17 protein-coding genes are annotated in these 22,839 nt (G+C 51.3%); 3 read left to right on the forward strand and 14 right to left on the reverse strand.

Annotation, left to right across the window (positions count from 1 at the left end; genetic code table 11):
• Position 1 precedes the first annotated feature (1 nt).
• Both H5P27_RS11770 and H5P27_RS11775 read right to left on the reverse strand, forming a co-directional pair.
• Complete coding sequence (locus H5P27_RS11770) at positions 2–994, reverse strand: hypothetical protein (RefSeq protein ID WP_185660585.1); 993 nt, start codon at positions 992–994, stop codon at positions 2–4.
• Positions 995–1,262: 268 nt separating this feature from the next.
• A complete protein-coding gene (locus tag H5P27_RS11775; protein WP_185660586.1) occupies positions 1,263–2,897 on the reverse strand; it encodes an AMP-binding protein in 1,635 nt (544 codons plus the stop codon).
• 166 nt (positions 2,898–3,063) lie between these two features.
• Here H5P27_RS11775 and H5P27_RS11780 point away from each other — a divergent pair, with 166 nt between their 5' ends.
• The gene (locus H5P27_RS11780; RefSeq protein WP_185660587.1) at positions 3,064–3,894 is read left to right on the forward strand and encodes a shikimate 5-dehydrogenase; all 831 of its coding nucleotides are present in this window, start codon (positions 3,064–3,066) and stop codon (positions 3,892–3,894) included.
• An 8-nt stretch (positions 3,895–3,902) separates the two neighbouring features.
• Here H5P27_RS11780 and acuI read toward each other — a convergent pair whose 3' ends face one another.
• Entirely contained in the window at positions 3,903–4,883 is a 981-nt protein-coding gene (gene acuI, locus H5P27_RS11785; protein ID WP_185660588.1) for an acrylyl-CoA reductase (NADPH), read from the reverse strand.
• Between the two features lie 3 nt (positions 4,884–4,886).
• A complete protein-coding gene (locus tag H5P27_RS11790; RefSeq protein WP_185660589.1) occupies positions 4,887–5,573 on the reverse strand; it encodes an oxidoreductase in 687 nt (228 codons plus the stop codon).
• A 231-nt stretch (positions 5,574–5,804) separates the two neighbouring features.
• Between H5P27_RS11790 and H5P27_RS11795 the strand changes: the two genes are divergently transcribed.
• Positions 5,805–7,028 carry a glycoside hydrolase family 88/105 protein gene (locus H5P27_RS11795; RefSeq protein ID WP_185660590.1) on the forward strand — a complete coding sequence of 408 codons (1,224 nt, stop codon included), beginning with the start codon at positions 5,805–5,807 and terminating at the stop codon, positions 7,026–7,028.
• Here the strand turns inward: H5P27_RS11795 and H5P27_RS11800 are convergent.
• From H5P27_RS11800 to H5P27_RS11820, 5 genes are all read right to left on the reverse strand, one after another.
• Positions 7,025–9,793 (reverse strand): glycoside hydrolase family 43 protein, encoded by a 2,769-nt coding sequence (locus H5P27_RS11800; protein ID WP_185660591.1) that lies wholly within the window; start codon positions 9,791–9,793, stop codon positions 7,025–7,027. The two genes, H5P27_RS11795 and H5P27_RS11800, sit on opposite strands and share 4 nt — an antisense overlap.
• A gap of 241 nt (positions 9,794–10,034) precedes the next feature.
• Positions 10,035–10,463 (reverse strand): hypothetical protein, encoded by a 429-nt coding sequence (locus H5P27_RS11805; RefSeq protein ID WP_185660592.1) that lies wholly within the window; start codon positions 10,461–10,463, stop codon positions 10,035–10,037.
• 99 nt (positions 10,464–10,562) lie between these two features.
• Complete coding sequence (locus H5P27_RS11810) at positions 10,563–12,323, reverse strand: CocE/NonD family hydrolase (RefSeq protein ID WP_185660593.1); 1,761 nt, start codon at positions 12,321–12,323, stop codon at positions 10,563–10,565.
• Between the two features lie 103 nt (positions 12,324–12,426).
• Entirely contained in the window at positions 12,427–12,930 is a 504-nt protein-coding gene (locus H5P27_RS11815) for an FKBP-type peptidyl-prolyl cis-trans isomerase (RefSeq protein WP_185660594.1), read from the reverse strand.
• Between the two features lie 52 nt (positions 12,931–12,982).
• A complete protein-coding gene (locus H5P27_RS11820; RefSeq protein ID WP_185660595.1) occupies positions 12,983–14,263 on the reverse strand; it encodes an Nramp family divalent metal transporter in 1,281 nt (426 codons plus the stop codon).
• Between the two features lie 152 nt (positions 14,264–14,415).
• Here H5P27_RS11820 and H5P27_RS11825 point away from each other — a divergent pair, with 152 nt between their 5' ends.
• On the forward strand, positions 14,416–14,604 hold the full coding sequence (locus H5P27_RS11825) for a DUF4250 domain-containing protein (RefSeq protein ID WP_185660596.1): 189 nt from the start codon (positions 14,416–14,418) through the stop codon (positions 14,602–14,604).
• Between the two features lie 52 nt (positions 14,605–14,656).
• Here H5P27_RS11825 and H5P27_RS11830 read toward each other — a convergent pair whose 3' ends face one another.
• The 5 genes from H5P27_RS11830 to H5P27_RS11850 all read right to left on the reverse strand — a co-directional run bounded on the left by H5P27_RS11830 (position 14,657) and on the right by H5P27_RS11850 (position 22,829).
• The gene (locus H5P27_RS11830) at positions 14,657–15,103 is read right to left on the reverse strand and encodes a CBS domain-containing protein (RefSeq protein ID WP_185660597.1); all 447 of its coding nucleotides are present in this window, start codon (positions 15,101–15,103) and stop codon (positions 14,657–14,659) included.
• A 140-nt stretch (positions 15,104–15,243) separates the two neighbouring features.
• Positions 15,244–18,846 (reverse strand): ATP-binding protein, encoded by a 3,603-nt coding sequence (locus H5P27_RS11835; RefSeq protein ID WP_185660598.1) that lies wholly within the window; start codon positions 18,844–18,846, stop codon positions 15,244–15,246.
• 244 nt (positions 18,847–19,090) lie between these two features.
• A complete protein-coding gene (locus H5P27_RS11840) occupies positions 19,091–19,921 on the reverse strand; it encodes a DUF1853 family protein (protein WP_185660599.1) in 831 nt (276 codons plus the stop codon).
• A gap of 74 nt (positions 19,922–19,995) precedes the next feature.
• Positions 19,996–21,690 (reverse strand): HDOD domain-containing protein, encoded by a 1,695-nt coding sequence (locus tag H5P27_RS11845; protein ID WP_185660600.1) that lies wholly within the window; start codon positions 21,688–21,690, stop codon positions 19,996–19,998.
• A 107-nt stretch (positions 21,691–21,797) separates the two neighbouring features.
• The gene (locus H5P27_RS11850; protein ID WP_185660601.1) at positions 21,798–22,829 is read right to left on the reverse strand and encodes a tetratricopeptide repeat protein; all 1,032 of its coding nucleotides are present in this window, start codon (positions 22,827–22,829) and stop codon (positions 21,798–21,800) included.
• Positions 22,830–22,839: the final 10 nt, after the last annotated feature.

Raw genomic sequence — 22,839 nt, forward strand, 5'->3', positions numbered from 1 at the left:
ATCATTTATGATTCAATTCTCCTACAACCAAATCCTCATCAATAGCTTTTAGCTCATTAATCTTTTCTGTCATAAACTTCGTTTGAGGACCAAAGCTAAAATGCCCAACCAGTATATTATTAAAAACAACTATCGGTTTTGAATGCCGCGAGCAATCAACACAGATTTGATCTTCCTCTACACCCAATACAGCTTCTAAAGGACTCTGTTTAAACCCTCCAACAACTGACCAGAATTCTCGAGTAATCATAAATGCTCCTATAGAAAATCTGTGCGGACAAACCGAAATATCAGTCGGACTATTCAAAATCTTTTCAGCAGTCTCATCGAAAGGTAAGATATTTTTCCACAAATAGTAGCTCGCTTCTGGATCATAGTGAGCCTTGACATTAGTACAGGAGCTTTTGGGACTTTCGATTTTCTCGCTATAGTCATCGATCAAATCAAGTTTCTCCAATAGCTTAATGTAAGTATGCCCATTTACGTTCAGAAGCGGCACATACAAGCCTCCGTCATAACCAGCGTCATCAGACATAGAATAATATCTCATGAAGCTATCGACAAACCCCTGAGGCAAAAAGATATCTTCATCTACTTTGTAAATATACTTTGCATCCTTATGAAGATCTATCGCGATATTCTGAGCCAAGGACAACTTATTCTCCTCCGTACACAAATAGGACCAACTGTTCATTTCCGCGATCTCTATTAGCTTAGGCGAATTCTCATTGGCTTTCGGCTGCACTATGCACACGTCTATCTTGGCATCTTTAACAGCCCTAATCATCCTCGGTATTGTCATCTCCCACAAATCAGGCTTATAGCCTGCAACGATAATCATTACCTTGTCAGCTCCCTGGATCCTATCCACAAACTGATAATCACCTTTAAAATTAAGATTTCGTTGTATCCGATTTCCAATTTTTTGAGAAAACCTAAAAAACAAATAACTTAAAAAAGACTTTATATTATTATCCTTAAATCTCTGAATCATTTTTCGTCCCTTTTCACGCAAACATGCCACACAGCAAATTAGAGCCCAATCCCAACTGAAAACTGCATTTTCTGAAATCAATACGGATACACAGCCCCTCTCCTGTCTTTTCTAGGACCCCATTTTATCGTAAAGAGTGGCATCTACTTACTTCGCAGAGATCCTCTCCACCCGAGCCTTTCGCTCCGTTCAGAACAGGAAGACGGAGTCACTCGAACCGCTCCTACTCAAGCACCTAACAGCGGCGACCCAACGAGAGAGCTACGATTTAGAGCCGAATCCGCTTGGAGTACTCTTTGCTCAACCGCTTCCGGTCTACTGATTCAAGTCCGCCATCCTCCAAAGGGAGGCTATCGGAGAAAAAGATATCCAGCACGATAGCCGTTTCCTCGCAATCCGCAGCGATCTGCAAAAGTTCCGCTTTGAAACGGGACTCTTCGACTCCGCGTTTTGGAAGCTCGCCCACCTTTGTTTCCACAACCAAACCAGGACGCGTTTTTCCGTTCTTCTGTAGGGCAATCAGTATGCTCCTTTGAACTCTTGGGTGCTGATTGAAAATTGCTTCGCAACGAACCGGACAAAATCCGCCAAAGCTGGTGCCAATCGCATCCTCCGTATCGCCGCAATACCAGAGCTCGCCATCGTGATCGAAGAATCCGAGCACGCCAGATCGCTTCCAAAGCTTTGGTTCGTCCGATGTCACAAAGTCCTTTTTCGCTACGGCAATTTCGCCCACTTCAGAAGAGGCCCCCTCCTCTTCCACCCAACGGATTTCTCCCGTTGGGAGGGTGATGACGTCCAAGCCCGGCAACGGCTTGCCAAGGTAAATGCCACGAAATCCGTGCTCTCGCTTCCGTTCGTTACGCCGGCTCCATTTTCTACAAGCGAGAAAGGGGCTGTTGTAGGAACCGAAAACGAGGTTGAGCGAAACTCCCAGCATGGCAGCGTTGAGCGTATCCAGATCGCAATCTTGATAATGCGTTCCTCGCACAACCGCTTCGAACTTAGCCTCGCGCGGGAATTCCTTTCGTACCGCCAAAAGCGAAACCGTTTTCCAGAACGATGCATTTCCGGAAACGAGAGCTACCTCGAAACGGGCCATCGCTTTCATGACGAGTTTTGCGGTCTGGTAACTCTCATCTGAGAAGTGATCGACTACCATCATGCTTGCCAAGCCAGCGGCGGGAAAGAGCAATGCTTCCAACAGATTCCCCGGCAAACAACGATCACCTCCCTGCAATCCAAACCAATCCTTGTAGAGGGCTGCCATACGGCAAAGCTGGTCGTGCTCGAAAGTAGCTTTTTGACAACGTCGGCCCACAGTCCGCATCAACGTTACCTCGCCTTGCTTTTCCCAAAATGTGGAGCGAGCTTTGAAAGAGCGGATTCCCGAGCCAACCTTGCTCTGTGGATTTTCCACTTCGATACGATTGACCGGACCTACTGCCGGACTTCCGAAAAACTTGGAATAATAAAGTTTAGAGCGAGTCCCCACCAAGTGCCGTGGATCGAGTTTCTGTAAATCTCGATAGCCAACCTTCCAGTTAAACTCGGGATCAAGAATCACCGCTTGGGCCCCAATCTTAAAAAGGGCGTAACTCACCGTAACGAGACTTACGCTATACGGTAGCCAAACTACGACTACATCTCCTTGCTTTACCCCACGATTAGAGAGGTAGTTCACCCAAGCGTTTTGCTCGATAGCCAACTCATCAAATCCTAAGAACGAGAAATTGGATCCATTTGCCCGATAGTCCGGATACGGGAATATGAAACCTGGCGCATCGCGATGGCGGCGAGCTTTTTGCTCCAACATCAGCGAGAGGTTCTGCGGTATGTCCGTATCGAAATACCAGCCGAGCTGTACTGGCTTAGAACGGTCGGGACTGTAGGCGAGAGACATATTCGGAAACTAACTACGGCGTTCGCGAAGAGTATACACTACATGCTGCTATTTGAATACAGATATTTGACAATTCTTTAATGACATCATTCCGCCAAAAAATCCGTGCAGAGACCGCCCTACTCGGATTAACTAATTTCCACGCTCCTAGCCAACAAACCGCTGTATGACTGACTACATCACCAAAGACACAAAACTCTGCATGTCCCTCGCCGCCCGGCCCGGCAATACGGGTACACGTTTGCACAACTACCTCTACCGAGCCCTGGGGCTAAACTACGTCTACAAGGCGTTCAGCACAACAGACCTCGCTGCAGCGATCGGAGGTATCAGAGCCCTCAGCGTTCGAGGCTGCGCAATCTCGATGCCGTTCAAAGAAGACTGCATGCCCATGCTCGACGAAATCGATCCTTCCGCAGCGGGTATTCAGTCGGTAAATACTATCGTAAACACAGATAATCATTTGGTCGGCTACAACACAGACTATACCGCGGTCCGATCACTGTTGGAAACTAACGACGTCGACCCGAAGCTGGACTTCGCTCTGCTAGGCAGTGGAGGAATGGCCAAAGCGGTCGCTTGTGCGTTGCGAGATTGCGGATTCGAAAATGGCTGCATTATAGCCCGCAACACGGAAAAAGGTCCTTCGCTCGCAAAACAGTACGGTTACGATTGGAAGCCCCAGTTGGAAGAAGACTCAACTCCCGAACTGCTCATAAACGTTACCCCTATCGGCATGCGAGGCGGGCCTGAAGCGGAAGATCTGGCCTTCACGAAAGATCAAATTGCATCCGCAAAAGCGATCTTCGATGTGGTCGCTCTCCCCGCTGAGACCCCACTAATCAAACTGGCTCGCGAGCTGGGAAAAGCAGTGATTACCGGAGCTGAAGTCATGACCCTGCAAGCAGTAGAGCAATTCGTGCTCTACACTGGTGAACGCCCTACAACAAGATTAGTCGAAGAAGCAGCAACGTTCGCTCGGCAGGCCGATCTTTGAGGATCTGTTCAACTCGGTATCGAAAAGACTACTCTACCCCTCAATTCGCCTGCCAACATGTGCGGCGATTTTTCGATAACTTCGGAAAACGCGATCTCTTGCGCCACCTGATCCAGCAGGCCTAGGTCTAGATCTCTTGCAAGCCTACGCCAAGCCAGCATGCGAGTCACGCGATCGCACATCACACTATCCACTCCGGCGAGAGTGACGCCACGCAGGATAAAAGGGGCAACGGTAGCCGGAAGATCCATACCACCCGCGAGCCCGCAACAGGCCACTACGCCACCGTAGCAAATCCGCGAAAGCACACTCGCCAATACCTCGCTTCCTACCACATCGATGGCTCCTGCCCACGTTTCGCTGCCCAGCGGACCTTTTATCGCTAGTTCAGATCGGTCGACGATACGACTGGCCCCGAGCCTGCGAAGATAGCTCTCTTCGCCATTTCTCCCGGTAGCCGCAGCCACTTGAAAGCCTCTTCGAGCAAGCAACAGGGTCGCAAAGCTTCCTACTCCGCCGGAAGCACCGGTTACGAGAATTTCCCCACTCTCAGGTGTTAGACCGAGCGACTCTAGCTTCATCACGCAGAGCATAGCGGTCAGGCCAGCCGTGCCGATACCCATAGCCTGTCTCATGTCCAAGTCGGCAGGCAGCGGAACCAAGCCTCCACCCTCGACTCGAGCTTTTTGGGCAAAGCCGCCCCAACGCTTTTCTCCGATTCCCCACCCAGTAGAAATAACTCGGTCTCCGGGCTTGTAGGAGGCATTTTCGCTTTGCGCAACCGTACCCGCAAAATCGATACCGGGTACCATGGGATACTTCTTCACGATGGGTGCCTTACCAGTGATAGCCAAGGCATCTTTGTAATTCAGAGTGGACCAGTCGACATCCACCAAGACATCTCCCTCTGGCAGGTCGGACTCGTCTAGTTGAGCAAAACCAACGCTTTGTTCGCTTCCGGATTTGGAAATAAGGATTCCTTTAAACATGGGCTAGGTTCGGTCTATCACGGGTTGGCCGGTTTGCGACATTTCGAAGATCTGACCGTTCTCGAAGACACGTTTACCTCCCATGGGGCTGAAAGGCAACTCCGCCATTACGGCTGCCAGTTTACTAGAGGGCATTGGCCTATATTTCCTGAGTGGTCCCCGCAAAATGAGGTTTAGCAAGGGGCTCGCAGCTTTTGCTAAATCTTCTCCCAGCCGCGATTCATCACGGTTGCCGAGTAATAAGCTAGGCCTCAAAATATCGAACGACGGAAACCCAAGTCCTTCGATAGAAGCCTCCACTTCACCCTTAGTTCGATTATAGAATATCCGCGAATTCGGATCTGCACCGGCAGCAGAAACCAAAACGTAACGCTCGACTCCAGCTTGGCGAGCGTGCCGGGCAAGCGACAATGGATACTCGTAATCTACTTTGCGAAAGGCTTCCCGCGAACCGGCCTTTTTCATGGTCGTGCCGAGACAGCAAAACACCGTGTCAACCTCGAATAGCTCGGCTAGCTCTCCTATAGAATCAAAACCGGCAACTACGGATTCGAGCTTCTCTGATTTTACCTCAAGCGGGCGACGGCTAACGCATCGAACCAAATCGATTCGCTCATCCGCGAGCAAGAGCTCCAGAAGTTGGGAGCCCACGAGTCCCGTCGCTCCTGCCAATAAAACAGATTTACCCATAAGTCAGTGATCGCAGCCTGCACCAAGCCGCATCACCCGTCCAGAAAGCTCGACAAAATTAGTACATGGGTAAATAGCTGCCGCCTGCCGGCGCGTATCGATTTCCCTCGTGTACCGTAACCGCAAAACCATGCTATTCGATTACCTTTAGGCTACATACGGGAAACAGATCGATATTCCGGTATTTGGTAAACCGATACATTTCCCGAACCCCGAAACCAAATCCTACCCATGCTAAAACGTTACATCCCCCTTCCCACCCTACTTATCTTTATAGCTCATCTCTGCTCTTTGGGGGTTAAGCTAAACGCCGACACCCCTGCAAATGCGGTTGCCACGGATCAGCCATGGTCGATCCGGATGGCGGAGTCGCTGATGAAGCGAAGCCCCGAAGCATGGGCAATGCGGCCGCACAAGGGATTGAGCGAACCAAAATGGGGCTACACTTACGGCCTAGCACTTGGAGCGGTCGAAGCCGTTCACCAAAAGCACGGCGGCGATCCATTGCACAGCTATGTCAAAACCTACGTCGACCAACTCATCGACGAAAACGGAGCAATCAAAGATTACCACATTTGGGATTTCAATATAGACTCCGTCAATGCGGGTAAGCTGCTCTTCGACCTTTACGAACGCTACGACGATCCACGCTACCTCAAAGCCATGCAAGACCTTCGGACGCAGCTCAAGTGGCAGCCTACCACAAGCGAGGGAGGCTACTGGCACAAACGCTACTACCCATGGCAAATGTGGCTGGACGGGCTCTACATGGGAGCTGCCTACCAAGCTCGCTATGCGGCTACCTTCGGTGAACCAGCGGAAGCCTTCGACCAGATCGTAAAGCAATTTGTGTTGATCGAGAGCAAGGTCCGAGACCCCGAAACTGGCTTGCTCTACCACGCGTGGGACGAGAGCAAACTACAGCTTTGGGCGGATCCTGAGACGGGCCTATCTCCTCACTTCTGGTCCCGAGCTATGGGTTGGTACGCCATGGCGCTGGTGGACACTTTGGAGCAAATGCCTGAGGGGCACCATGGAATAGCCAAACTCGAAGCCATCCTGAAAAGACTCATGCAGGCGCTCGAGGCCCATCAAGATGACAGCGGGCTCTGGTACCAGGTCGTCGACCTCCCTGAGGCAAAAGGCAATTACCTTGAGGCGTCGGGAACCTGTATGTTCGCCTACGCTGCGGCCAAAGGAGTTCGCCTCGGCTATCTTGCAAATTCCTACCAACAGCTAGCTGAAAAAGCATTCGACGGTGTATTGGCCGAGCTAATCACAGTAGACGAAGATGGCGAGGTGCATCTCGACGGGGTTTGCGGCAGTGCCGGACTGGGCGGCACGCCACACTACCGCGACGGAAGCTTCGCTTACTACATCAGCGAGCCGATTGTCAGGGACGACGCTCATGGCGTCGGCCCCTTCATTTTGGCTGCCTTGGAGCTGGGACGCTAATCCTCGATGGTATCGACGCTGAGCTGCATGAAAAGTTTGGCGTCGTAGCCGCTCGGCAAATCAGCGTCCACTTCCACCGGGCCCGCTTGATTATTCCCCGCTCCGCTGCGCCAAACGAGTTCCGAATCGGTAAGAGCAGGCGTTTCGCTGGCCCTAACTTCATAGGTCAAAGCAGGGTCCTCAATCTGACTGATGGTCCACACCAGCTTGCCATCCACGACCTCCACCTTCCAATTCGGGTCGCCATCCGCCACGAGCGGATTGGTGCCGAGGGCATATTCGACGAGGTTACTTCGCCCATCTCCATCTGGGTCGTCGCTGTTGCCTGCCACGCCCTCCGCAGGAGAAGCGCCGAAGTTTTCAGTTCTCCACTTCTGGATCAGCGTCTCACGTGGCTGGTCAGATAGTACCGCCACGCGAAGCGACTCGACTGCCACAGTCTTGCTATTGGTGTTGAGAGGATTGATGGCGAAAACGCCCACCGTGAGATCCGACAAAGCATCGAGGAAGGTAGCGTTGGCGGATTGTGGATTAACCACAACTCCATCTACCAAGTAACTCCACTCGCCTGCTTCGCGGGCGATCGTCACCGTCAAGCCATCGCTAAGATCGTAGGTGGAGAGCTCGAAGGTAGCGCTTTCGTCCGTTCCATTTTGCGTATGAACGCCAAGCCCTTGAGCAGCGGTTCCTTGGAAAATGCCAGCCCGCGTCAATGTGGTCGCAGACGAACCGACGAATACGCCGACCTGATCCACATTTTCCAACCCTTCGATAGGGCCGAAATCCGCACGCACAGAAAAGTCTTCTGCTCCGGTGTATCCAATTTCTGATAGCTTAAGTCCGACTGCAGAAGCGGCGGCAACTCCAGCCTGACCGTTGAAATCAGTCTCTGTCGAGGCCAAGGTCAAATGCCCATTTTCCTCGTCTAAAGTTAAGTTTGGATCGTTGCTGGAGTAACTCGTTCCCGTCCCGCTGAGACGTGCGGTCAAACCAGTGCTCTTACCGGCGTTGTCTAGAATACCTCCAGACCCAGCGGAGGTGAAATCCACAAAAAGCTCCTCGAACTCGTATCCGCCCGATGCGTACACGGAAAAATTAACCTCATCCATCAAGCTCGGGTCGATGAGATCGTAGACTTGAATTTGCACCGGGTACGCTTGTCCCATTTGCGAAACCAAAGGAGTCCAGGTGATCGCTCCGGTCAGAGAATCCACTTCCAAGCCTTCCGGCCCTTGCAGAATCTTATAGACGAGAGTGAGCTCTGAATTTGGAGCTAAATTGGTTAGAACAAGATCTAGCGATTCGCCCATGGCCAATGCGGTATCGTCTATTTGCGCTAGCACTGGCGGATCCAGGTCTCCCGTGCGGTCCGCTATCGCGACCTCGCTGCCCCAGATAGCAACGCCGTCAGGCGAAACAGCTGTGAATCCCATCACCCACATGGAGTTTTCGTTGTCCCACTGCTCGCAAACTACGCCTTTGTACAAGACATCGTCCATGGTGATCCGAATGTTTTGGCCGTCTACCAATTCCCAAGATCCGCTGGCGCCGGAAAGCCCGCCACTTTCAGCCAAACCGATCACCGTAGCGTACTTGGGAATGGCTTCCCGAGTGACGTCTTTACCGTGGTTGATGACCTTGTAAGAACCAGAGACATCAGCGACTGAGTAACTGCCTTGCGTCTCGCCCGCATAACGATGTGGAGCCATAACCGGCCAACCGTCTTCATTGAAAAATAACTGGTGCACCCGAACCTCGTGGGCTTCCCCGCGATCCACGAAACGGGTATGGAAGAAGTTGAACCACTTGCCGCTAGCGGGATCCTTCATTACGGAATTATGCCCCGGCGAAAGGTAGCCTGTCGGGCTTTGATTCGCCTCGCCATCCACTGCGTTAAACTGCCAACCGCCCGCGAGCTTCAAGCCATTTTGGGTCCAAGTCGAAGAAGATGCAGTAGACATGTCCGTGCCGGAAGGATCGTAGAAAGGACCATTGGGACTTTGGGATCTAAATACCCGCATCTGGTATCCGTCCGCCGCGGCGAGTCCGCCAAAAGAGAGGAAGAGGTAGTAGTAACCAGTGTCCTCATTGTACTCCATGAAAGGACCTTCCATCGATCCATAGCGGCCATCCAAAAGCTTGGTGCCCCACTCCTGGCCTGGCTTTTGCAACCCAGTGGTATCGTCCATCTCCAGTACGAAAATACCGCCCGAGTAAGACCCATAAACCATCCAAAGATTGTCCTCAGTATCGCGGTACAAAGTTGGGTCGATGGTGTTCGGATCGTAGGCTGGGTCAAAGCCGGCTACATTCGTACCACCTTTCAGGATCTCGCCAACATTGGTGTAGGGACCTTCTATCGTATCGGAAACGGCTACCCCCATATAGCTTCGGTAGCTCAGATAGTCCGTCCAAACATTGTAGTAATAGTAGTACTTGCCATCGTCCAACTGATACACATCCGCAGCCCAAAGAGTATCCGCGGTGGTCCACTCGACCAATTCCGACAAAGTTGTCTTCCAGCTAGTAAAGTGAACTGGGTTACCGGATGTCATTGAAACGGCCACTTGCGTCCAATTCATCAAATCCTCCGTGTAGGCGGATGCTCCGTGCGAGCCATAGACGTAGAATCGATCCCCGACCTTGATAACAGAGGGGTCGTGCACAGAGGCATCTCGGGTAAACGAGGGAGTCTGAGCTGTGAGGGTAAGACTCGATCCCAATAGGCACAGGGCGAGCATGGAGGCATTCTTGAGAAGCTTCATGGAGTAACGGAGTATGGGTATAAAATGATAGGGGATGGAGTGCCGACCAACCGTCCATTCCATTCGGAGCGGTGAGATTAGCGATGCGAGGCACGCCTATGACTAGAGTGCGCCGAAGCCGCCAAAATACCGCCACTTTTCAGGGGAAGTACTTAGTCGTAGGGCCAATTTCGGATCGTACCACCACGATCCCTAAACGCCTCGGTCCTTCGCACACCGAGGTGTCAAAAACCGCAAAAAGCTACTCCGCGTAGGCTTCCGAAAACGTGGTAAATTGAGGGAACTCTCGACTCAATTCCTCGGAAGTCAGATGCAAGAAACTCATCGCCGCTCCCAAAGTAGAAAACGTTCCCAAACTCTGATCGCGGGATAGTTGATTCGCCAAAACGAAACCGACCGCAGTCGAAGAAGCACGTGAAGCGACCAAGGCTGTTCGCGTGCCCGAATACTCGGGAAGCTCCTCCATTAATCTGGGAGCGATCGTGTAAGCCTCGTTAACCGTGAGCTTTATCTCCGAATCGCAAAGGACCAAAACTCGAGTCATCGCATTGACGACGCCCTCCTTCACTGGAATCGATTTTAGCTCGATAACATCGTCCACCGTCACCGTTCCAGACATTACTTCCAGTACTAGATTCAGCTTCTTCGAGTAAAAAGATTCGCACTTCATGAGAGGTTTCAAATGGCTTTGTTCAAAATAATCGGGGTCAGAAAAATGCCGAACCTGCAAACTAAAAAGCGAAGCGGCCCGAATAATTGGGGGTAAACTCTAGTCTTTCTTCGGAATGACAGGCAGAACGATATGACTCGGATAAGTCTCGCTGAGATGGATAGTCTGTGTGGCCGACTGCATCTCTGTCGTTTCGCCAAATGCAGCTCCTGTATTCGGATTTCTATTCAAGCGCGGGAAATTGCTGCTGGTGATGTCTACCCGGAGTCGCTCGCCAGGCTGAAGCACATAGCTAGTGGCCCAGACATCGATCTCGTAAAGCAATACCTCTCCTGGCTCTATCAACACAGGCTGCTCGAAGCCCTGTCGGTAGCGAGCCCTTATGACTCCGTCAGCGAGATTGAAACTGAATCCATCTGGGCGAACAACTACCAACTTCGCCATAAAATCGGTATCCTTGGCAGAACTACTCGCGTAGAGGTTAACTGTCAGCGGCCCGGTAATCTCCATTTTCTCTTCGAAGGGAGCAGTCGAAAACCGCAAGATATCCTTTCGATCATCGAGCGGACGTTGGTCTCTCGGCCCCCTGACTTGGGTTCGCATGATGTTGCCCCCGATGGTTTGAACCGGATCTGTCGGGTCGTAGACGTAACTAAGCGGCGATACCTCGCCTTCCGGAGTAACAGAATCAAGAGAGCCATCTGCATGGAAATAAAAGGGAGTGTATTCGGTTCTAGCCAAAGGCCATTCGTATTCGTCCCTCCATACATTGTCACCCATAACAAAAATCTGAACAGGAGCCTGCTCTTCGACTTCCTCCCCTTTCAGCCAGTGATCGAACCAGTCCAAGTGCAGGCGATCCCAATCAATCAGGGCATCCGGCCCAAAATCGAGATCGCCAGTGGTGGTTTTGCGATTCCAACCATGTGGCCAAGGCCCAATCACCAATCTCTGATTTTGGCGAGCTCGCTCGGTTCTAGCCTCCTTGGTCATGGTCACGTAACTACCAATAGTGCTGCGTAAAAACGCGTCGTACCAACCACCAATATTCAAGGCCGGGACAGACATTTCCGGAGCCCGGACCTCTAAATTCAACGGTTTCCAGTAGCTGTCGTAATTTGGGTGGTCGAGCCAGTCCTGAAAATGGCGGACATCAAAACCGAGCGATTTATCCAATGTTTTCAAAGGCAGGTGCTCGACGGAGGTCTCCCAAGAAATCGGATACGACATGATGGTCCGAGATCCGGCCAAGCCGATACCCCAGCTGGCTCGGCTTAGGAGCGAGAAGGCTCCCCCAGGATAAGCCACATCCCGATAGTAGTTGCCCGGACTAACCCCCGGAGCGATAGCCACGAGAGCTGGATTGTCGTTCAGAGCAGCCAGCCACTGAACAGAAGCGAGATAACTGCTTCCAAACATGCCCACTTGCCCGTCTGACCACTCCTGCTTGGCTATCCAACTCAATCCATCATCGCCATCGTTTTGCTCCTGAAAATATGGATACCAGTCGCCTTCCGAATCGTAACGCCCTCGGCAAATCTGAAAAACAAAGGCGTAGCCACTAGCGGTCGCCAGCTTCGCATACCGCTGCCGGACCGCGGAAGCTCCATTCGAGTAGATATCCCGCACAAACAGGGTCGGAAAGGGCCCGCCGCTGGAGTCAGGCAAATAAACATCAGTCGCCAGCTCAACCCCATCTCGCATGGGGACCGGCACATGGTAGCGGATCTGTACGTCCTCCGGAAATTGCGGCTCTTCCTCCGCAAAGACCGGAATCGAAAGGGAAACGAGCCAACAAATGATGGCCGTCGGCCATTTTTTCAGAAGTAGGTGGAAAGGTGCGGGATTACTAAAAGGCACATCAATGCACTAGCAGCTACCATGCCGCCAAGCACCACAAGATAGTAGGTAATTTCCGAATACGTATTCGGAAAGTGATACTGTAGGCTAATTCGAGGTACTTCTAACGATAGTCGACGTCCAGTATCTTGATCTCAAACGTAACAGTAGCAAAGGGAGGTACCTGACCTCGACGCCCCTTGTCCTTATACGCCAATTGCGAAGGGATTCCCAATAGGTACCGCCCTCCGTTTTGCATTTTCGGCAACCCGACTTCCCAACCTTCGATAATCTGCCGGGGATCCGCCCCCACCTCGAAATGGTAAGTGTGGAAGCGCCCAGTCTTCTGGTTGAAAATAGTCCCATCCAAAAAGCGGCCCGTGTAGATCGCTTCCACTCGATCACCCTCTTCAATTAGGTCGCCGGTTCCGGATTCGAGTTCTAAAAACCGAACCCCTCCTCCAAGAACCTCCGCCCCCGGCATCAACTCCTCAAGCTGCTTAGCATGTGCAGGCGGCATGTAGTCCAGAAGCAGGTTGGTCTCTTGGGCCTCTGACTTATAGGGTATAAAAATGAGCGACGCGACGAACGCGCAAACTGAGATGACGACAGGTGTAGAACCAGACATAAACGCTGGAACGTTCAACTCTCCCGCTTGAATTCGGCTATTCTTAGCGAAGTCAACTGAGGAAGCGCTGCCAGAAAAACAGCAGCGAGAAACCCGTCAAATAGGCGAAGCCAAGCCAGCTAAGCACGACTTGCCAGGCAGCAGGACGGAACACTTTTGGTAGATGATCAGATGCCACCAAGCGTAAATTCAGGTAGGCGAAAACAGGGGCGGTCAAAAACGCCGCCGTGGTTATCAGATCGATCAAAGCCGTAAGGTTCTGGGCAGAATAAGCGATGATTAGCCAGCCCCCAATGCTGCCACCAATCATCATAACCAGATGCCACATCCTCTCGCTGCCCTTCAAGCTGGGCTTGGCAACTCGAATCGCCGCTGCCAACGAGCGAGGGTATGCATCCACCACCGTGATGGTCGTGGAAAGCAGAGTCGTAAATGCGGCCGCCGAGATCACAGGGGCAGTCCAAGCCCCCAACTTGCTAGTGTACAAAGATACAAACTGCTTGGTGAATCCCACACTCGAAGCAGCGTAGGATTCGCCAGATCCGTACATGACCCAAGCGCCGAGAGCCACGAACATCACCGCGAGCAGTGTCGTCATTACATAGCCTATGTGGAAATCGAAACTAGCTTCCCGGCGACTAGTTCGCTCGTGATTCTCCTTCTCGCACGCCTGCACCCAAAGCGATTGCCAAACCGACAATTCGATAGGAGCTGGCATCCAGCCCATCAGGGCGACCAAAAAGGGAAGAGACGCGGCGGTCCAAAACTCGGGCGGGACGAACCCTTCCGTCGGCTCATTGGCAACGCCAATCGAACGGAAAAAGGCAGCGATGGTCGCGAAGAAAAGCACCACCATCATCAGCTTGATGATCCGACTGAGCCACCTGTATTGCCCGATACTGACTAGCCCAATGATGAAAATAAGCAGGATCGCGCTCACGTGAGTCGGACTCAACCACTCCAACCCGGGGACTTTGGGAGCGAGAATAGCCGTCACGAAACAGGTTCCTGCGATGCTGATAACCGCCGTAAACGTGTTGAGCAAAAGAAACGCGTAGAGGAAAGCCGGACCAAGCCTCCGATAGCCATGCAAAAGGGATTCGCCGGTAGCCACCGTGTAGCGATGGCCAGCCTCGAAAAAAGGATACTTCAAAATGTTAACCGCCAACACCAACCAAACGAGACCGATTCCATAGGTCGCGCCGGCTCTCGTCGATTGCACGATGTGAGAGACGCCGATTGCCGCTCCCGCCATAAGGATGCCAGGCCCTATCTTTTTTATTAGACCAAGGCGGCTGGGAGGTAAATTCGAGGACGGGGAGGAAGAGGACATAAGGGGGACGGATACGAGACCGAGCCGTCATGTCGATTTATTCTTACCTATATCATAAGCTTTCCTCACCGCCCTGACTCGACTGCACGCTTTGAACCAATCGAGGAATTGAACCTTGAAGGATGCTTTGAGACTCGAAAAAGTGTGCCCATATGGATTGGAGCAAAATAGATTCCATGGACCCAAACCTCCTCGTCGGGGTAATCAACACCGCCCTGCGGAACCATTTCGATTCCCTAGACGAGCTGTGCAAGACGCATTCGATCGACAGGGAATTCCTCTGCAAGCGACTGGCTGAAGAAGACTACGACTACATGGAAGGCCCCAACCAATTCCGCTAGCTAGTCTCGCGGCTTGAAGCGTCTCCAAAACGGGCTTACGAATTACGCGAAGCTAAACTTCGAGACCACTTCCGGACAGGTAGCTCATAAGTGTGCCCGCCTCTTTACGGAAGGTTTCAGTGAGGTGGCGATTTAAGTCCCCCGCCGAAATTAACCCGATGAGTCTGCCATCCTCCAACACAGGTAAATGGCGGACCTTGTTTTCATTTACGATATCCATGGCATGACCAACCTCTGTGCTTGGCTCGATGGTGACGAGCTGGCTAGACATAACTTCTGAAACTGCGACTCGCGATGCATCGACCCCTTGGGCCACAACTCGGCGCAAGACATCTCTCTCGGTGAAGATACCCGCTAGGGCTTTATCCTGCATAACCATTACGCAGCCCACCTTTACCCGATTCATGATCTCAACGGCCTCCAACACTGAAGTGTCAGGGTTAACGGTAAGCAAAGAGACTGATTTTTTTGCGAGAAGATCGGAGACAGGGGAATTCATGATGCGATGGGGTTGAGGGTTGAGGAAAGCTCGGGAAATCAACCCCATAAGATACTCATAAACAGATCGAAATCAATTGGCCCTTTCTGGCTCCCGCACATCCTAAAACGAATCCCTGCCAGCACGACGCTCCAGCATTATCACCCCGCCTTTTTCAGGCTTTCGAAAATCACATTAGCCAAAACCTCTGGGACCACCGGCTTGCTCAAGTATCCATCTATTCCGGCTTCCTCGCACTGCATCTTGACCGACTCGGACAGAAATGCCGAAAGGGCGACAATCGGGGTTTTCACATTCAAGTTCTCTTCATTTCGGATCCACTTACTCGCCTCGAGTCCACTCATCACCGGCATGCGAATATCAATAAGGATCAGGTCAAACTTGCGCGAATTGGCCAGCAGGATAGCCGACTTGCCATTTTCCGCTTCCACCACTTCACACTTAAATCGCGATAGGATTCCCTTGGCGACCTCACGGTTCGGGACATTGTCGTCAACCAGCAGGATGGCCTTTCCCTCTAACTCTAGGGCACCCGCCGAAGTTCGCAACTGATACCCAACCTCCTCTTCCTCATTCGCGACAACTAACGGCAGGGCAACTCTAAAACAGGACCCTTCGCCCAACTCACTCTGGCAAACGATCGCTCCCTCCATGCGATCCACGATCTGCTTCACAATCGCCAAGCCTAACCCCGCTCCATCGTATTGCCGCGTAAACGTGTTTTCAACCTGATGGAAGGGTTCAAAGATACTCTCCTGTTCATCCTTCGAGATTCCGATTCCAGTGTCTTTTACGCTCATGACAAGCAAAGGCTGACCTGCATCGTTCTGCTCGGCACCGGCGGATAACGTGATACTTCCTTCTTTGGTAAACTTGAAAGCATTGTTGAGAAGGTTCGTTACGATCTGGTTAATTGCTTTCGTATCCGCATTCCAATACATTGGGCAATCTTCCTGAAATTCAAAATTTAGAGCGACACCTAGCTCATTCGCCTTGATCATCATCGAGTCCGATATCTGAAGAAGCAGTTGCTTCACATGTACTGGTTCGTACACGAAAGGCCTTTCTGTAGATTCGGACGCGCTAAACTCCAGAACATCGTCGATGAATTCCAAAAGATGCAATCCCGCCGCTTTTATGAGTCCCAAGAACTTTTGCTGGAATTCGCCTTTCTGCGTCTCCATCAACAGTTCAGCAGGACCAATGATAGAATTGAGAGGTGTACGCATCTCGTGGCTTACCGTAGCTAGAAACGTGCTTTTCGCCTGGTCGGCTGCTTTGGTCTTTTCGTACATTTCATAGAGCTGCTGATTCGCGTCGTTTAGACGTTCGTTCGCTTTGCGGAGCCCCTCTGTCCTTTCCTGTACGAGTACCTGCAGTAACTTATTCTTCTTTTCGGATCTGAATCGGAAGAAATGGACCAGCGCTAAAACAAACACGATCGAACCGAGAGCGTATCCAAAATAGGCGGCATCCTTTCGAAACCATGGAGGCCGTATGGTGAAGCTCATTTTATCTACGCTTTCGCTTGGAACCCCGTCAAAAAGCGTTCGAACCTTGAGTGTGTAATTGCCTTCGCGCAAATTGAGCAAAAGGAGCTCTCCAGAGGTAGCCACCTTGGTCCAAGTTTCAGTAACACCATCTAAGAAATACTCGTGCGATACATCACCAACGTATCCAATACTTGGAGTCGTTATCTGAAAACGAAGTTTATTGCTGGCAAATGGTAGGTCGAGCGGCTTCCCTTCCCTCTTGTCGTCGAGCGAATAAATGACCTCGTTGTTTCTGACCAGCTCAACTTGGTAGACCACAGTCTCGCCCTTCCCGCCGTCACCATTTTCTCGAAGCGGATCATAGTGGTAAACATGATTTCTCCCGATGAGCCAGACCGATCCATTTTGGCGTGGAATCGCTTTGATGATGATTTCTCCCTCCAGCTTGGAAAGCTTTGTACTATCCACCTCAAAGGTCCCGGAAGCGTCTGGTTTTAAGATTACATGCTGCGATCCATTCGTTGGCACCCACAGGTTGCCTTTCGTATCTAACCCGGGGCGAGTAACGCCATTCAAATCCTTTACCCAAGGAAAAGAATCTCGGACAAAAGGCTCAAAACCACCCTCCTCGGTCCAAGTAAGAACCTCTAACATCTGCTCAGCTCCAAAGCAGATTTGGTCGCCATACTTCCAGATATTAACCCATGAGGGATAAAGTCCATCATCCGTACCAAAGTGAGTTGCCTGGATCGCTCCCTCATCAATCACCACTCTTAGACACCTGCCCGGTCCTTGCTCCAACCAGACACTTCCATCATCTAATTCGACAGAGAAAATGACCTGCCCATCAGAAGGCACTGACTTACCGCTATAACGCCATTCACCACTGACTTTTTCGAGAAGGTAAATCGCTGTTGGCCCGGCAGCCAAAAGGTAACCCTCCTCAGTTGCAGGCCGTACGACTAAGTTGATTTCGTCGAGCTCAGCTATGGTTTGGACAGAGCCATCGTCTCCAAGTAAGTAAACAGAATCATAGTCGGTACAAACAATGCCATCTTCGGTGGATACAGCTGAAACGATGGCTTCGGGCGCTTGATCAAACAGAGTCTTATACCCTTTCAGAGCTCCACCCTCGAAATACTGGGCCGAGACGATTTTGCCCCCAGTAACCAGATGCAATTTGTCTCGATGCTCAAAGAACCGGGGGTAGATGGTCGCATAGGGAATGAGGGCGGAATAATTGGTTAGCGGACTTAGCAAGTCCAGACGCACTACACTGCGCCCGAAAGAGGCCCAAAGCACATGATTCCCTACGCTCACAAGATTCCGAATATCGCCAAAACGATGATCAATTTGGCGGTCCAGCAACTGAGCAACCCGTCCTTTGGAATCCAAGACGTAGACGCCCTGCGACTTGATCGAGACCGCGAGGTAGTCATCAGACAGCGGGGTCATGGCGGCGACGCTTCGGGTCTCAAGCTCGTTTATTTCACAATCCCAAGGGACTGCTACCCCGTCCTTCACAACACTAACCCCAGCATCCGTTCCCAAATAAATTTGCCCGTTCCAATGGGCTGCGGTACGCGTCTCGTACCGCCCGTCGTTGACCAAACTCGTATCAATCTCGGTAGAACCTCCTTCCGGATCATTCAGATAGACACTTAGAGCTGTACCGAACTCTAAGATGTCCTCGCCCAAGGGAAGAAACTGAGAAGAGGCGTGCCGTTCAATCGCATCGTATACGATCGTACCTGATACAGGATCAAAACGCACGATATCGCTGTACTCATAAAAGTAAACGTAAGGCCCATGAACAAAACTGTAGCGGAGATGCATATCCTCGGTTCGTTCAGCGCCCTCGATGGGAACCAGCTCGTACCGATAATCTCCCGATAGGATGATGCGGCTGATCCCCAGATTGCTGCTGCAATAAAACCTTCCATCTGGACCTCGAGTCGCTGCGTACAAAACAGGAGCTGAATCGTAAACCTCGGACTTGGGTTCGTAGCTGATCCAATGTTCCCCATCATATACCAACAGCTTCTCCCCGCTAGTTGCCACCATCCTACCCAACGGATCTAGCGAGAGATTGGTTATCTCGTACTTCGCACCCGTCATTTCCGGCTCGTAAACCGAATACCACGGCACCCCGCTTACTTGATCCGAAGCTGCGACCGCAGTGACAAAGGTGCTCACTAAAACCGACGCTGCGACAACAGATTTCTGCCAGTCACCCTTCAGGATCTTCACCTTGGCGAAAAGAAAGTGGAAGACAGCGTAGCCGGCAGGCGGTACTAACCGAGCCTGCCTGCAGAGCGCGCGCAAGATATCCGCGAATTTCCCCCCACAAATGACGAACATACGTTCACCTTAAAATAGGATTTCAGAATATGCGAGGGACCCCGCCACAAAACTTGGAAAATAATAGTTATATACCCGTTTTTTAAATAGGGGTTTATAGCCATATTCGAAAAATATGCCAAACTCCAGCGAACTACTTCAATCTGGCTTGTGGCCAGTAGTCTTCCAGCAAGAAAACCTTTTCCGATCTCGCGTCATCCCAGATCATAATAGCGTGATCCTTGGCTGACTCACGTAACTTAACAGCGGGATACTGTTCCAGGTGTTTGAGTAGACCTGGTGTTATAGAACAGGGCCAAAGACATTTAGGAATCACCCATACATTTTCCGGCTTTGGGAGAAATTCCGTCAATTGCGAGCGATAGAGCCAGCGTCCTTTCGAGTAATTCGAGCTGACTCTTTCGGGAGCTTCAGAGTTAACATCGCTGATGTGATGAAAGATTATTCCATAAACTCGCTGCCTAACTTCCAGAGCATCAACTCCATAAGTTTCACTCAAAAACGAAGCCCCCACTTCGCTCAAGCCCAGTCGAAGCTGTCGCTCCTTCATGCGTTCCAATTTAGATTCCCAGGAATCTCTAGGATCAGGACCGATAAAGCGGCAACACCCGTCGTGGCCTCTCCAAGCTAGGTAAAACTTGACCGCAAATTCCACATGAACCCAGCGGCCTGATTCACAATCCTTGAGAAGAAAGTCCAACTCCCCCAAGGTCGCTCCTTCCGGACCGAATATCTGGATATTCCGCTCCATGGGTTCGTAACGTCGACTGGACTGCATGAGAGCCCAAAATGCATCTTCGTACAAATGTCCTAGCTTCTGCCTAAAATCTAGCAGGACCGGCCCACGCTCATCGAAAGTGCCCAACTCCAAAATTTTCGCCTCTGGCAACTCTCCCAGCAGGACTGGCTGACGCTCTATGCTTTCAAGAATAGCCTTCGAAAAGCTCTCTTCCTTCGAATCCATAAACGCAGCTTTTCGCCTAGCTCTACAGTTGTCTACCAATTCTTACTCGTATCCTACTTCTGATTACATTGCGACTACGAGAGTCCTCCACTTAGCTCTCGTTTGATCACGGAGCACTCCAAACGTACGAGTCTCTCGAAACGCGCTATATCGAAATTTAGATACAAACGTTTACTCAAGACACGCCAATCCTCTCGGTGGGATAGCCCCCCAGTTTCTTCTTCACTAGAGAGTCCGCAATACCCCACCTTATTCAACACGCACAAATGCCGGGCCAGAGAAACCACAGCCACAAGTTCCCTATCGACCCGAGCGTCCTCTACATTCTCCAACCACTTCAAAACATTAACGATACGTTTCGGCAGACCCTGTTTTTCAGAGAAATAGTGAGCGAGCTCCCGAGTCGAGCAGGTCAAAAATTGTTTTTCCGCAGCAGCTTCGGTCAGTCCAAATTGCTTAACATGATCACGAATAGCTGGATAAGCGTAGGGGTGAAGACGCGCCAGCAGAAGACTACCGATATCACTCGCTAGGCCAGCCGTGTAGGCGGCCGAACGAAGATCCGGCAAATCCAGTTGATCGCAAATGTAGGCTGCGATTCTTGCTGTACCCAGTTGAAACATACGGAAGGATCTCCAGCTGGAATGCCTATCAAACTCGAACATACGTTCTTCGACCGCTTCCAGCTCGCCTCCCATAACTGCTAGCCGATTTTCGCCAAGCTGCCCTACCGCTATACGCGTATCCTCGATGTCGCTACCTAGATCGGAATCGCCACTCTTCTTCAGTCTGTTAGCCGCACCCAAAACCGTTGAGCTCAAACCGGGGTCGTTCTGAATCAAATCGAGCAAGGGAGCCAGGGAGGTACTCTTGCCATTTGCTGACATCTTAAACGCGGCGACGATAGACTCCGCAGTTGGACAACTCGCCAAGCGATCCAATTCTTTTTCAAGTTGAGCTCTTCCGACAACCGGACAGCGATCTTCCAAAAACGCATTAGACCAATAGGCCCTCTCGCGAGCTTCTTCTTCTGAATTCTGCTCCTCCTCCGTCTTAAACCCATCGGGCACTTCGTCAGGATTGAGATAACAGTCAATCATCCCCGAAGCAAAGCCCAGTGGAGCGGCACTGTCTTTGCCGCTGGGCCATTCACCTACAGACGCCTTCAGACAAAGCTCATCCAGGCAATACGAAACCGCATGAGCTCCTGCATTACCCGCAACGGTGGATACTTGCTTCAACCAGGCGATCACTTTCTCAGCTGGTTGTCCGGAGCTGACCTTCCACTTTTCAAAGGTAGAACGGCCCGCTGCCAAACCGGCCCGCAACTTGCAAAGCATACCTTCCAAACGTTCGGGATCCCAATCCAAATGACCGGCCTCAAAACTCTTTTGCCACCAAGGATCCGATCTGGCTTTCGAAATTTCCGCATAAACCGCTTCCTCTAGATAAGGCTTGAGTAATACGTTCTGCACCCGGAATTCCAAAGCCTGCCGCACACCTTCCTTTTCCGGATAACCTGTGTACACAACGATCGGTATCAGCCGCAGCAAACTGTCCGCCTTCAACTGTTGAACGAAGCTGAGCCCGCTATCGCCCTTCAGCCGCAACTCTACATAAATCAAATCTACTTTGATATTAGACCGGATAAATTTAAACGCCTCGGCCCCTGACTCAACAGTAGCAAAGCGGTGCCCTGCTCGCGAAACGATGCCTCTCATGGCCTTTTGAGCCACTTCGTCGGAATCTACTAAAAGGATGTTGGCCATGGGGAATAAAGGGGTTGGCCACTCGATCTACGTGTGGGGATTACATACAAATATCGGCCGGACTGGTGCTTTCTTGAAATACCACTCAATCAGCCTAAAAAAGAGACCTAGTCAAATGGGCTAAGCGACTTGTTGAAGGATTCGATGAACTCCTTGCTGCCCGCCTCCCGAGCCAACTCAAGTCCTTTTCGGAAAGTAGCCTCAGCTTTATCCGCCATTCCCTCTACGCGTTGAAGACGCCCCAAGAAGTCGTACGCTTTGAGATCCTTCGGATGCCGTTCCAAAATCTCCATACAATAATCAATCGCCTTGGTAGGCTCTCCTTGCTCATGCTCGAGTAAAGCGAGACCGAGCAAAATATCCGGCTCGCCCGGAACTACCTCGTTCGCATCTTCCAAAGTTTTCACAGCCCTGCTAACGCGACCAGCTTCCGCTTCGATCATGGCATTTTCCAACAACATGGCGACAAGGGCTTCCTTCACTCGAAGATCGTCCTCATCCTTCTTGAAAAGCTTTTCGACCTGCCGAATACCCTGTCGTTGACTATCGGATACAAATAATATCTGCGAATGCAGCAGAACCGCATCCTTGTAAGGTTCGTCCATTTCTAGCATTGGATCCAAAATAGCCATCGCCCTCTCTTCGTTTCCACGCAGAAAAAGCAACTCAGCAAGCTTGTAGGAGTACTTGGGATTTTCTGGTTCTAGCTTGGAAGCCTTCTGCATCGAATAGATTGCAGAAGGAGTCTTGCCCTGTAGCACATAAGCGCTCGCCTGCACGTAGAGTAGCTCCGCGGCATCCGGAAACAACTCCATCCCCTTTTTCAGGACGGCATTCGCTCCCTCGAGCTTGCCAGCAGTCATATAAACTCGAGCCAATTCCACCCAGAGACCAGCACCAGCGCCTTCATGAGAACTCGCCAAATGGAAATACTTGGCCGCATTCATCATATCGCCTTCATCGCGATAAAGCCGGGCCAGATCCGAGAGGATCTCGTAGGATGGGCCACTCTCTTGGAGTGCGGCCAACTTATCGGATATCAGCTCTTTCGAAGAGCTCTCTTGAGCCGAAAAGCAAGCTGCCAAGGAAACGGCCGCTAGCAGTCCAAAGATATGTTTTAAAAGCGTTGGGGTAGGCACGATAAGATAA

It is taken from the genome of Pelagicoccus albus (assembly GCF_014230145.1).
Lineage (GTDB): Bacteria > Verrucomicrobiota > Verrucomicrobiia > Opitutales > Opitutaceae > Pelagicoccus > Pelagicoccus albus.